This window comes from Rhodobacteraceae bacterium D3-12 (assembly GCA_025916135.1).
Lineage (GTDB): Bacteria > Pseudomonadota > Alphaproteobacteria > Rhodobacterales > Rhodobacteraceae > JAKGBX01.
The window spans coordinates 4,348,268-4,359,926 of sequence record CP104793.1 but is presented as its reverse complement, the minus strand read 5'-3'; the positions used below and the strand labels follow the sequence as shown (position 1 = coordinate 4,359,926).

Here is an 11,659-nt window from a genome sequence, read left to right as displayed (position 1 = left end):
ACGGCAACTGTAGGTGACATAGCCTTTGGAGCCGTCTGGTCAATCTTTGAGTGGCATTTCCAACGATCCCAGCGCATCGGCAAGCCGCGCGGAGGCCGAGCCGGGGCGAAGCGGCTTTGGTTGCGTCGCATCAGGCGCCCAACCCAGTAGAAACAACAGCTCAAAGGTGGCTTCGATACGGGAATCCGCCGCAGCAAAGGCGCGCCTGTAGAGGGCTTCGGCCGCTGTAAAAAGCGATGGGCGGGTAAAGTGACGCACGCGGCCATGCAGGGCGTTCCGCTCTCCCATGGCGCGCAATTCATGCATAAGATGCGTCAGCGACTTGTAGCTCGTCTTGATCGGCAGGCTGTCGATCACGGGAAGCGCAAACCCTGCGCGTTGCAACAAGGCGCCCATATCGCGGATCTCGGACATTGGTGCCACGCGAGGCGACAAACCGCCGGACACCTGCGCTTCGGCCTCAGCAAGGGTCGCCCTGAGTTCGTGAAGCGTCTGCCCGCCAAACATCACGGCCATGAACAAGCCATCAGGCTTTAGCGCATGCAAGCATTGGATCATTTGGCCCACGGGATCATTTGCCCAATGTAGCGCCATCGCATGAATAATCAGGTCATGCGCCCTTGGCTCCAGCTTGAGCACCTCATCCGCTGAAACGATGACTGCATCGGGCAGGATATGCTGCCAGAAATCGCCGTGTCCGGTTACGATTACTGACGCATTAAACGATTTATTAACCATGGAGAGCCGATGCTTGATCTCGTCTGCGGCGATTTCATGCAGGAACATTTCCGGGGCCGCGGCTGCGCGCGCGCGATTTCGGGTCAGTGCCTTGGGATCAAACAGTTGGGGTGCTTCTGACATCCCATTAGAATAGGGGGCCGGCAGTGAAGTTACAAACGGCGTTGCGGGTTCTTTACCCGCCTCAATGTGTCGCATGCGGCGAGCGGGTGGGCAGCGATTTCGGTCTCTGCGGGCCGTGTTGGCGGGACACTCCATTTATTGAGGGGTTATGTTGCGATGCCTGCGGGGTGCCGCTTCCGGGCGAATCCGATGATGCCGAAATTTGCGACGATTGCCGCAAGGTCGCGCGCCCGTGGTCACATGGGCGCGCCGTTTTTCTTTACCGCGAAATAGGTCGCAAGCTGGTTCTGGCGTTAAAACACGGAGACAGGCACGATATCGTTCGCCCGGCTGGGATCTGGCTCGCGCGGGCGGCGGCGCCGTTATTGACGGACCGCACGTTGATCGCTCCGGTTCCGCTTCACTGGACGCGGTTGCTGAAGCGGAAATACAATCAATCTGCCCTTTTGGCAAAAGCGTTTGCACGACAGGTTGACCGACCTTTTTGCCCAGACCTTCTTGTCCGGTCTATGCGGACAGAAAGCCTTGAGGGAAAGGGGTTTGATGCGCGTTTCGCAGCCGTGAATAATGCGATTGAAGCACACCCGAAACGGCGGCACAGGTTGGTGGAGCGGGACATTTTGATCGTTGATGATGTGATGACATCAGGCGCGACCTTGGCGGCGTCGGCCGAGGCGTGCCGGGCCGCAGGTGCCGGGAATGTTTCGATCCTGACACTGGCGCGCGTTGCAAAGGATGATTAAATCCAAGACAAAGGGTTAATTGTCGAGGATACGTGCCGTGAAACCAATCGAAATCTATACATCTCCGCTTTGCGGATTTTGCCATGCGGCGAAACGTTTGCTGTCGCAGAAGGGCGCAAAGTTCACCGAAATTGACGTTTTGGCCGAGCCTGCGCGGAAGCCCGAAATGATGCAACGGGCCAATGGGCGGCATACCGTGCCACAAATCTTTGTGGGCGATACCCATGTTGGCGGCTGTGATGAGCTTTATGCGTTGGAGCGCGCAGGCAAGCTTGACGCTTTGCTGAGCGCCTAAGCCATGGTGCGTGCGGCTCTTATACAGATGACGTCGGGCGAGGAATCGTCGGCGAACCTTGAGCAAACACTCGGGTATCTGCGTGAGGCAAAGGCCGGTGGCGCAGGCTTTGCGCTGACGCCCGAGGTCACGAATTGCATGTCGCCCAGCCGGAGCCATCAGCGCACGGTTTTGCGGCACGAGGAACAGGACGAAACGCTTGCGGCAGTCCGGGCCGAAGCCCGCGCGTTGGAGCTTTGGGTGCTGCTTGGCTCGCTTGCTGTGTTGACGGATGACGCGGATGGTCGCTTTGCCAACCGGTCTTTCCTGATCTCTCCACAAGGAGAGATCGCAGCGCGTTACGACAAGATCCACATGTTTGACGTCAATGTTTCAGAGACCGAGACCTATCGAGAGTCGGCGCATTTTCGGCCGGGGGAACAAGCGGTTACGGCAAAAACCGACTTTGCCACCATTGGAATGACCGTCTGTTACGATGTGCGTTTCCCGCATTTGCATCGTCAACTGGCACATGCGGGGGCCGAAATATTAACCGCGCCAGCCGCGTTTTCGGCTGTCACGGGAGCGGCGCATTGGGAGACCCTGCTTAGGGCGCGGGCGATCGAGACGGGTTGCTTTGTATTGGCCCCAGCGCAAACCGGCGTGCATTACATGGAAGACGGTGTGGAACGCCGAACTTTTGGGCATTCGCTTGCTATTGCGCCCTGGGGCGAGGTTTTGGCCGATGCGGGGACAGACTGCGGCGTTACGCTCGTTGATCTGGACATGGAAGAGGTTGCAAGATCGCGCAAACGCGTGCCCTCGCTAAGCCACGACCGGAGCTTTGGCAGACCTGATGAATGACACCAGCAACACCCTTGCCGTTGCTCTGATCAGCGAAATTCTGACGGCAGATCAATTGGTTCGCAATCATCTGACCAAAGTGCTGCCCAAAGGGATGGAGATTTCGCATTTTTCAGTGCTGAACCATCTGTCACACTGCAACGAAGAACGATCGCCAGCGCAGTTGGCCAAGAGCTTTCACCTGACGCGCGGGGCGATGACCAACACGCTGAGCAAGCTGGAGTGGGCCGGATATGTCCATGTGCGGCCGGATTGGGATGACGCGCGGCGCAAGATGATTGCGATCAGCCCAGCGGGGAAGCAGGCGTTGAACGCCGCCGTGGCCGCAATTGCGCCGATCCTGACCGAGATGGTGGCCGATCTGGGTGAGCACAAATTGCGCACCGCTTTGCCGATCTTGCGCGAGCTACGGCAGAAGCTAAACGAGCCTTAAGCGGGATTTTTGCTTGCTGTGACGTAGTTTACGGAAAGATCACGGTCGGAAATCGACCATTGCCAGCTGAGCGGGTTAAACACGTACCCCTTGCGGTCAACCGGGTTCAAACCCGCGGTTTCCATCAGCGAAAACAGCTCATCCGGGGTGATAAACTTGTTCCATTCGTGGGTGCCCTTGGGCAGCCAGCGCATGACGTATTCAGCACCGATGATCGCCATGGCATAACTTTTGGCGTTGCGGTTGATCGTTGAACAGAGGTGCAAGCCACCGGGCTTGAGAAGCTTGCGACACGCCGTGAGATAGGCCAGCGGATCGGCAACATGTTCGACCACTTCCATGTTCAGAACCACGTCGAATTGCTCTCCTGCGTCGGCCAGTGCTTCGGCGGTGGTGTGACGATAGACAATTTCGACACCCGAGCGTTCGGCGTGGATGCGCGCCACGGGGATGTTGCCTTCGGCGGCGTCCGCGCCGACCACATCAGCGCCGAGGCGGGCCATAGGCTCGCTAAGCAAACCGCCGCCGCAACCGATATCGAGAATGCGCAAACCTTTGAAGGGTAGAGGTTTTTCGAGGTTTCTATCAAATTCTTCGGCAATTTGAGTCGTAATATAGTCGAGCCGGCAAGGGTTCATCAGGTGCAATGGCTTGAACTTGCCAGTCGGATCCCACCATTCCGAGGCCATGGCTTCGAATTTTGCGACTTCCGAGGGGTCAACCGTGGTTTCGGCGGGTTGCATTCTGATCTCCATGTGCTCAACTAGGCGCGCCCTATCATATAGGACCATCATGGACAAATTTTCAGCCCCCGACATGCGGCGGATTATCTTTATCCGCAAACCCAACCGTTTGATCGTCAAACGCTCGATGTGGGTGACGGGCATCAGGTGTATATGGAGCAATCAGGCAACCCGGATGGCGAGCCTGTTGTCGTGCTGCACGGTGGGCCGGGCGGCGGGTGCAGCCCCGCGATGCGGCGTTATTTTGAACCTTCGCATTATCGCGTCATCCTGTTTGACCAGCGCGGATGTGGCCGTTCGCGCCCGCATGCCAGCGTCGAGGACAATACGACATGGCATTTGGTGCGCGATATTGAAGCTATCCGCAAAACCTTAACCATCGGCAAATGGACCGTTTTCGGCGGCTCTTGGGGGGCGACGCTGGCTCTGATCTATGCGCAGGCCCACCCGGAGGCTGTGAAACGCCTTGTTTTACGGGGTGTTTTCCTTGGCACGCAATCCGAGTTGGATTGGTTTTACGGCGGCGGGGCCGGGCGGTTTTGGCCGGAGACGTGGGAGAGGTTCGTCAAACTGATCCCGGAGGCGGAGCGGGGCGACCTTATCGGGGCCTATCACAAGCGGCTTTTCTCTGGCGATAGGGCGCAGGAAACGCTTTATGCGAAAGCGTGGGCGCGATGGGAAAATGCTTTGGCATCAGTGCGTTCCAATGGTGATGGCGGGGAGCCGGGGGGCGAATATGCGCGGGCGTTTGCGCGGCTGGAGAACCATTACTTTACCAACAAGGTTTTTCTGGAACGCGATGGTCAGATCATGGATCAGGTGGATCAGAATCGCCGATATTCCGGGCGTGATCGTACAGGGGCGATACGATATGATCTGCCCGCCAGAGACGGCTTATGCCCTTGCCAGTAAATGGAAAAATGCCGAGTTGCGGATGATTCCAGTGGCCGGTCATGCGCTTTCTGAGCCGGGGATAAGTGCGGAGCTGCGGCGTGCCATGGACGAGCAGGCGGGCCTTTGAGAACGCTGCGTTAAGGTTTGTCGAAAAGCCCAAAATCAAGTGTATGACTCCCGGCTGACATCCGGCTGACTCCCGGCTGCCGGGGAACGCCGATTTGCGCGTTAACGTTTCGCTGAAATGGTTACTGCATCGTTAAGGCGCCGGCGGCGCGGTCAGGGTTTGGGCGCATGCTTGCGGCGCGCACGGAACCGATTGACGAGGGCGATGTCGGCCTTGCCTTTGATTAGCCAGCTGAGACCGAAGGCCCAAATGCCGAACGCTTCGAACCAAAAGATCAGGCCAGAGGATTCGATCATGTTACGCCAGCTTTCGGGGCCGCTGGCGCGCAGGATCGAGGCGAGTGTGGCACCGAGGCCGAAGAGGATGATTGCCCAGCCGCACCAGCGATAGACCAGCCGCCGACGCAGATTGGCGGTGCGGGCGAATTTGCCGAGGCAGAAATAGGCCATAGAGCCGAGAAACAGGATTGCCGAGGTGAAATGCAGAATGCCGGCTTTGGCTTCGAGATAGTATTGGAAGATATTGAGCGTTTCGGGTGCGAAGCGGTTGGGGAAGATCGCAAGGCCGAACGCGCCGATCCCGGCCAGCGTGGCGGCAAGGTTATCCGAAAGCGGTTCGCCCGGTTCGCGGGAGTGGCCCTTGTAGCTGACCAGAAAGATACCGATTGCGAACAGCACCCCGACGAAGAGGTCGCGCAGGGTGGTGTGATAGTAATCGGAGATAGAGGGGTGAATCTTGGCGTCTTGGAGGAGGCCGCCGAACAGCAGGAGGACGGGAAACAGCAGACCAAGGATACCGAGCGCCTGACGGACGCGGTAAAAGGATAAGACGTATTCGTTGCTGGTGCGGTGGGGCATTTGGGGAAACGATCAGAATTGGATGTGCGCAAGAGTAACGCGAGAAATGGGAGCGTCCAGCTTTAGCAGCTACTGTGATGGGGGTCAGCCCCTCTCACAACTTGCAAAGGCAAGGGGGCCAGCCCCCCGCACCACTGTTTTAAAGTGGGGGGCCAGCCCCCCACACCCCCCGGGGATATTTCCAGTCAGATGAAGGGCCGGGCGCGAAAATTTGTGGGGGGCTTGCAGACTCACCCCGCCTCACGTATATCCGCATCAACAGCGGCGCGCTGGGGTCCAAACCCGACGCTCCACCGGGAAAGATCGACGGGCCGCGCGCCCGTTTTTTTGTGCCTGTTCGAAACCTGTAAATGTAAGAAATCTGCTGGAGAGCAATGTCTGATCTGATCGCCAAAACCTCTATGGATCGCCGGATGGCGGGCATTATCACCCCTGTTATCGAGGACATGGGGTTTGAGTTGGTGCGCGTGCGGGTGATGGGCGGCGAGAATAAGACGCTGCAAATCATGGCCGAGCGGCCGGATGGTGGGATCGAAGTGGACGAATGCGCCCAGATTTCAAATGCTGTTAGCGCGGTGTTGGATGTCGAGGATCCGCTGGCGGATGCTTATACGCTGGAAGTGTCGAGCCCGGGGATTGACCGGCCTTTGACGCGGCTCAAGGATTTTGACGGCTTTGAAGGCTATGACGCGAAGCTGGAAACCGCCGAGTTGATCGACGGGCGCAAGCGGTTCAAGGGTGTTTTGGCCGGTGTTGAAGGCAATGAGGTGCTGATCAATATCGAGCAGGGCGGCGAGACCGTGACCGTGGGCTTGCAGTATGACTGGCTGGCTGAGGCGAAGCTGGTTCTGACGGATGAGTTGATCAAGGACATGCTGAAGGCGCGCAAGGCATCTGGCGCGCTGGATGAGACGAAATTCGATGAAATTGAGACCGAGACCGGTTCTTCTGAGGAGTAAGACGAATGGCAATTACCTCTGCAAACCAGCTTGAGCTGTTGCAAACCGCCGAGGCCGTGGCCCGCGAGAAGATGATCGACCCCGGACTGGTGGTTGACGCGATGGAAGAGAGCCTCGCCCGGGCCGCCAAGAGCCGTTACGGCGCCGAGATGGACATTCGTGTCAGCATTGATCGCAAGACCGGTCGCGCGACATTCACCCGCGTGCGTACCGTGGTCGAGGATGCAGAGCTGGAGAATTATCAGGCCGAGTTTACGGTTGAGCAGGCCAAGCAGTATCTGGATGATCCCAAGGTGGGCGACCAGTTCATTGAAGAAGTGCCGCCCGTAGAAATGGGTCGGATCGCGGCGCAGAGCGCCAAGCAGGTGATCCTTCAGAAGGTGCGCGAAGCCGAGCGTGATCGCCAGTACGAAGAATTCAAGGACCGCGCCGGGACCATCATCAACGGTCAGGTCAAGCGCGAGGAATACGGCAACGTCATCGTCGATGTGGGCCGTGGCGAAGCGATCTTGCGCCGGAACGAGAAGATCGGGCGCGAAAGCTATCGCCCGAACGATCGTGTGCGGTGCTTTATCAAGGATGTGCGCCGCGAGGCCCGCGGGCCGCAGATTTTCCTGAGCCGCACCGCGCCGGAGTTCATGGCCGAGCTGTTCAAGATGGAAGTGCCGGAAATCTATGACGGCATCATCGAGATCAAGGCCGTTGCCCGTGACCCGGGCAGCCGCGCCAAGATTGCCGTGGTCAGCTTTGACGGCGGGATCGACCCCGTGGGCGCCTGTGTTGGTATGCGCGGCAGCCGGGTTCAGGCCGTTGTGAACGAGCTTCAGGGTGAAAAGATCGACATCATCCCGTGGAACGAAGACATGCCGACGTTCCTTGTGAACGCGCTGCAACCGGCGGAAGTGTCCAAGGTTGTGTTTGACGAAGATGCCGAGCGCATCGAGGTCGTGGTTCCCGAAGAGCAGCTTTCGCTGGCGATTGGTCGTCGTGGTCAGAACGTGCGGTTGGCGAGCCAGCTAACCGGGCTGGATATCGACATCATGACCGAAGAAGAAGAATCGGCGCGTCGTCAGAAGGAATTCGAAGAGCGCACCAAGCTGTTTGTTAACACGCTTGATCTGGATGAGTTCTTTGCCCAGCTGTTGGTGGCCGAAGGGTTCACCAGCCTTGAAGAGGTGGCCTATGTCGAGGCCGATGAACTGTTGGTGATCGACGGCGTTGACGACGACACCGCAGGCGAGCTTCAGGCACGGGCGCGCGATTACCTTGAGGCGCAAGCCAAGGCGGCGATGGAACGGGCGCGCGAATTGGGTGTTGAGGACAGCCTTATTGCATTTGAAGGCCTGACACCCCAAATGATCGAGGCATTGGCAAACGACGGCGTCAAAACGCTGGAAGATTTCGCCACATGTGCCGACTGGGAATTGGCCGGGGGCTGGACCACTGTGGAAGGCGAGCGGGTCAAGGATGACGGTATCCTTGAGCCCTTTGACATCGGCCTTGAAGAGGCGCAGACCATGGTGATGACAGCGCGCATCATGTTGGGTTGGGTCGATCCCGCAGAATTGGAAGCAGACGCGGAAGACGAATTGGAAGACGATCTGGAAGCCGCTGGCGAGGAGGCCGAAGCCTGATCGCAGGCTTCGGGAGCCTAAGATATGGGGCGCGGTGGTAAAACCAGCAGCCGGAACGACGGGACGGAGCGCAAGTGCATCGCCACAGGAGAGGTGTTGCCCAAGGCGGCGCTTGTCCGGTTCGTCGTTGGACCAGAGGCAGAGATCGTGCCCGACATCCTTGGCAAATTGCCGGGGCGCGGGATTTGGGTAAAACCCGAAAGCGCGGCGCTTGAGAAAGCGGCGAGCAAGGGGTTATTTGCCCGTGCGGCCAAACAGCCGGTCAAGGTGCCAGAGGGATTGGCCAAAACGATCGAGGCGCAATTGGCGCATCGGTTGATCGAGCTGATCGCGCTGGCGCGCAAGTCAGGGCTTGCCGTTTCGGGGTTCGAAAAGGTCAAGGGCTGGCTGAATGTTGAAGATGTGAAGGTGTTGCTGCAATCGAGCGATGGTTCGGAGCGCGGCAAGACAAAATTGTGGACGCCGGAAGGCGCAAGATATGTTGGCTGCCTTACCACCGAGGAGCTGGGCCAGGCGTTTGGACGAGAAACAGTCGTCCACGCGGCCATAGGCGCTGGAGGTTTGGCGCAACGTGTTGTAGAGGAAGCGGCAAGATTGAAAGGTCTGCGCGTTTCCGAAGGCGGGCAAGCCCGCCGGAAAGGATAAGAGAGCCATAATGAGCGATAATGACGGCAAAAAGACATTGGGCCTCAGAGGAGGCGCCCGCCCTGGCAATGTAAAGCAAAGCTTTAGTCACGGGCGGACGAAGAATGTCGTGGTTGAGACGAAGCGCAAACGCGTTGTCGTCCCCAAGCCGGGCGCTGCGAAACCGGGGGCTGGATCGCAAAAACCATCCCTTGGAGACCCTTCGAAACGCCCGGCGGGTATTTCGGATGCCGAGCTTGAGCGCCGGATGCGCGCGCTTGCCGCAGCCAAGGCCCGCGAGTCCGAAGAAGCCGCCGAGCGCGCCGCTGTAGAGAAGGCACGCGAGGAAGAACGCAACCGCCGCCGCGAGGCCGCCGAAACGAAGGAGCGCGAAGAGCGCGAACGCGAAGAGGCTCTGAAGGCGAAGGTTGAGGAAGAGGCGCGCCAGAAGCGTGAAGCCGAGGAAGCCGCCAAGCGCGCGGCAGCCGCTGCTGCTGCTCCGGCGGAGGAGCCGGTTGCACCGCGCGCCACCGCCAAGCCCACGCCGACCAAACAGGCCGAGCCGCAGCGCCGCCCCGATCGCGACGACAAGGACCGTGGCCGCAACAAGGGCCGTGGCGATGACGCGGGCCGCCGCTCGGGCAAGCTGACTCTGAACCAGGCGCTGTCTGGTGGGGAAGGCGGACGCCAGCGGTCGATGGCCGCAATGAAGCGCAAACAAGAGCGCGCCCGGCAGAAAGCCATGGGCGGGTCGGTTGAGCGTGAAAAGGTTGTGCGTGAAGTGCGTCTGCCCGAGGCGATCGTGGTCAGCGAGCTGGCCAACCGGATGGCCGAGCGCGTGGCCGAAGTAGTCAAATCGCTCATGAACATGGGCATGATGGTGACGCAGAATCAAAGCATCGACGCCGACACTGCGGAATTGATCATTGAAGAGTTCGGCCACAAGGTTGTTCGGGTCTCTGACTCCGATGTGGAAGACGTGATCAAGATGGAAGAAGACGACGAGGGCAGCCTTGTGCCGCGCCCGCCGGTCATCACCGTCATGGGCCACGTTGACCACGGTAAGACCTCGATTCTGGATGCGATCCGCAAGGCCAAGGTTGTGTCCGGCGAAGCGGGCGGGATCACGCAGCATATCGGCGCCTATCAGGTGACAACCGATGATGGTGCGGTTCTGAGCTTCCTTGATACTCCGGGTCACGCGGCGTTTACCTCGATGCGGTCACGCGGTGCGCAGGTCACGGATATTGTCGTGCTGGTCGTTGCTGCTGACGATGCGGTGATGCCGCAGACGATCGAAGCGATCAACCACGCCAAGGCCGCCGAAGTGCCAATGATCATCGCGATCAACAAATGCGATCTGCCCGCCGCCAACCCCGACAAAGTGCGCACCGATCTGTTGCAGCACGAAGTTGTGGTCGAGAAGATGTCGGGCGACGTGCAGGACGTTGAAGTCAGCGCGCATACCGGCGCCGGGCTGGATTCTCTGCTCGAGGCCATCGCGCTTCAGGCCGAGATCCTTGAGTTGAAGGCAAACCCGGACCGTGCCGCACAGGGCGCCGTGATCGAAGCACAGTTGGACGTGGGCCGTGGCCCGGTTGCGACCGTGCTGGTTCAGACCGGCACGCTGCGTCAGGGCGATATCTTTGTCGTCGGCGAGCAATATGGCCGGGTTCGTGCGCTTATCAACGACAAGGGCGACCGCGTCGAAGAAGCCGGACCGTCGGTGCCTGTTGAGGTGCTTGGTCTGAATGGCACGCCGGAAGCGGGTGACGTTCTGAACGTCGTCGACACCGAGGCGCAGGCGCGCGAGATCGCGGAATACCGCGAGAAAGCCGCCAAGGACAAACGCGCCGCAGCCGGGGCCGCGACCACGCTGGAACAGCTTATGGCGAACGCCAAGGCCGACGAAAACGTCAGCGAGTTGCCAATTCTGGTGAAAGCCGATGTGCAGGGCTCTGCCGAGGCCATCGTTCAGGCGATGGAGAAGATCGGCAACGACGAAGTGCGCGTGCGCGTTTTGCATTCGGGCGTTGGTGCGATCACCGAAAGCGACATTGGTCTGGCGGAAGCCAGCGGTGCGCCGGTGTTCGGCTTTAACGTGCGGGCAAATGCCCCGGCGCGGAATTCGGCCAACCAGAAGGGCGTGGAAATCCGCTATTACAGCGTGATCTATGACCTTGTGGATGACGTGAAAGCCGCGGCTTCGGGTCTGTTGAGCGCGGAAATCCGCGAGAACTTCATCGGCTACGCGACGATCAAGGAAGTCTTCAAAGTGACCGGCGTTGGCAAGGTTGCAGGCTGTCTGGTGACCGAGGGCGTTGCCCGCCGGTCGGCCGGTGTGCGCCTGCTACGCGACGATGTTGTGATCCACGAAGGCACGCTGAAAACTCTGAAACGCTTCAAGGACGAAGTGCCGGAAGTTCAGTCGGGTCAGGAATGCGGCATGGCGTTTGAGAACTATGACGACATTCGCCCCAATGACGTGATCGAGATCTTCGAGCGTGAAGAAGTCGAGCGTAACCTCGACTGATCACCTTGTCGGTCAGAAAAGACAAAGAAGGGGACCTGCGCGAGCGGGTCCCCCCTTTTTCATGTGGTCATGTATGGTTTGAATACGTCGCAGTATCAGGCAGAATTGCCGAC

General features: G+C 59.3%; 11 protein-coding genes and 1 pseudogene. 9 read left to right on the top strand and 3 right to left on the bottom strand.

All coding sequences use genetic code 11. The annotated features are described in order from the left end of the window. Positions 1–39: 39 nt before the first annotated feature. A complete protein-coding gene (locus N4R57_21315; GenBank protein ID UYV37443.1) occupies positions 40–861 on the bottom strand; it encodes an SAM-dependent methyltransferase in 822 nt (273 codons plus the stop codon). Positions 862–884: 23 nt separating this feature from the next. Between N4R57_21315 and N4R57_21310 the strand changes: the two genes are divergently transcribed. From N4R57_21310 to N4R57_21295, 4 genes are read left to right on the top strand one after another with little or no spacing between them, the layout of a single operon-like run. Further along, entirely contained in the window at positions 885–1,604 is a 720-nt protein-coding gene (locus N4R57_21310; GenBank protein ID UYV37442.1) for a ComF family protein, read from the top strand. Positions 1,605–1,641: 37 nt separating this feature from the next. Beyond that, complete coding sequence (gene grxC / locus N4R57_21305; GenBank protein ID UYV37441.1) at positions 1,642–1,899, top strand: glutaredoxin 3; 258 nt, start codon at positions 1,642–1,644, stop codon at positions 1,897–1,899. Positions 1,900–1,905: 6 nt separating this feature from the next. Then, the gene (locus N4R57_21300; GenBank protein UYV39640.1) at positions 1,906–2,742 is read left to right on the top strand and encodes a carbon-nitrogen hydrolase family protein; all 837 of its coding nucleotides are present in this window, start codon (positions 1,906–1,908) and stop codon (positions 2,740–2,742) included. Further along, complete coding sequence (locus N4R57_21295) at positions 2,735–3,175, top strand: MarR family transcriptional regulator (protein ID UYV37440.1); 441 nt, start codon at positions 2,735–2,737, stop codon at positions 3,173–3,175. The genes N4R57_21300 and N4R57_21295 overlap by 8 nt, the downstream gene beginning before the upstream one ends. Here N4R57_21295 and ubiG read toward each other — a convergent pair. After that, on the bottom strand, positions 3,172–3,918 hold the full coding sequence (gene ubiG, locus N4R57_21290) for a bifunctional 2-polyprenyl-6-hydroxyphenol methylase/3-demethylubiquinol 3-O-methyltransferase UbiG (protein UYV37439.1): 747 nt from the start codon (positions 3,916–3,918) through the stop codon (positions 3,172–3,174). The genes N4R57_21295 and ubiG overlap by 4 nt on opposite strands. Before the next feature lie 57 nt (positions 3,919–3,975). On the opposite strand from ubiG, the pseudogene pip reads away from it, so the two are divergent. After that, positions 3,976–4,939, top strand: a pseudogene (gene pip / locus N4R57_21285) (prolyl aminopeptidase). 152 nt (positions 4,940–5,091) lie between these two features. Here the strand turns inward: pip and N4R57_21280 are convergent. Continuing rightward, positions 5,092–5,796 (bottom strand): hypothetical protein, encoded by a 705-nt coding sequence (locus N4R57_21280; protein ID UYV37438.1) that lies wholly within the window; start codon positions 5,794–5,796, stop codon positions 5,092–5,094. Between the two features lie 374 nt (positions 5,797–6,170). On the opposite strand from N4R57_21280, the gene rimP reads away from it, so the two are divergent. From rimP to infB, 4 genes are read left to right on the top strand one after another with little or no spacing between them, the layout of a single operon-like run. Next, the gene (rimP, locus tag N4R57_21275; protein UYV37437.1) at positions 6,171–6,755 is read left to right on the top strand and encodes a ribosome maturation factor RimP; all 585 of its coding nucleotides are present in this window, start codon (positions 6,171–6,173) and stop codon (positions 6,753–6,755) included. A 5-nt stretch (positions 6,756–6,760) separates the two neighbouring features. After that, positions 6,761–8,389 (top strand): transcription termination factor NusA, encoded by a 1,629-nt coding sequence (nusA, locus tag N4R57_21270; GenBank protein UYV37436.1) that lies wholly within the window; start codon positions 6,761–6,763, stop codon positions 8,387–8,389. Positions 8,390–8,413: 24 nt separating this feature from the next. After that, a complete protein-coding gene (locus N4R57_21265; protein UYV37435.1) occupies positions 8,414–9,034 on the top strand; it encodes an RNA-binding protein in 621 nt (206 codons plus the stop codon). A gap of 10 nt (positions 9,035–9,044) precedes the next feature. Then, positions 9,045–11,546: a translation initiation factor IF-2 gene (gene infB / locus N4R57_21260; protein UYV37434.1), complete on the top strand. Its 2,502-nt coding sequence runs from the start codon at positions 9,045–9,047 to the stop codon at positions 11,544–11,546. Positions 11,547–11,659 lie beyond the last annotated feature (113 nt).

Bases quoted from the DNA above. Each gene is read 5' to 3' on its own strand.
- N4R57_21315 (UYV37443.1), bottom strand. From the start codon at position 861: ATGTCAGAAGCACCCCAACTGTTTGATCCCAAGGCACTGACCCGAAAT.
- N4R57_21295 (UYV37440.1), top strand. From the start codon at position 2,735: ATGAATGACACCAGCAACACCCTTGCCGTTGCTCTGATCAGCGAAATT.
- ubiG (UYV37439.1), bottom strand. From the start codon at position 3,918: ATGCAACCCGCCGAAACCACGGTTGACCCCTCGGAAGTCGCAAAATTC.
- N4R57_21280 (UYV37438.1), bottom strand. From the start codon at position 5,796: ATGCCCCACCGCACCAGCAACGAATACGTCTTATCCTTTTACCGCGTC.
- rimP (UYV37437.1), top strand. From the start codon at position 6,171: ATGTCTGATCTGATCGCCAAAACCTCTATGGATCGCCGGATGGCGGGC.
- nusA (UYV37436.1), top strand. From the start codon at position 6,761: ATGGCAATTACCTCTGCAAACCAGCTTGAGCTGTTGCAAACCGCCGAG.
- N4R57_21265 (UYV37435.1), top strand. From the start codon at position 8,414: ATGGGGCGCGGTGGTAAAACCAGCAGCCGGAACGACGGGACGGAGCGC.
- infB (UYV37434.1), top strand. From the start codon at position 9,045: ATGAGCGATAATGACGGCAAAAAGACATTGGGCCTCAGAGGAGGCGCC.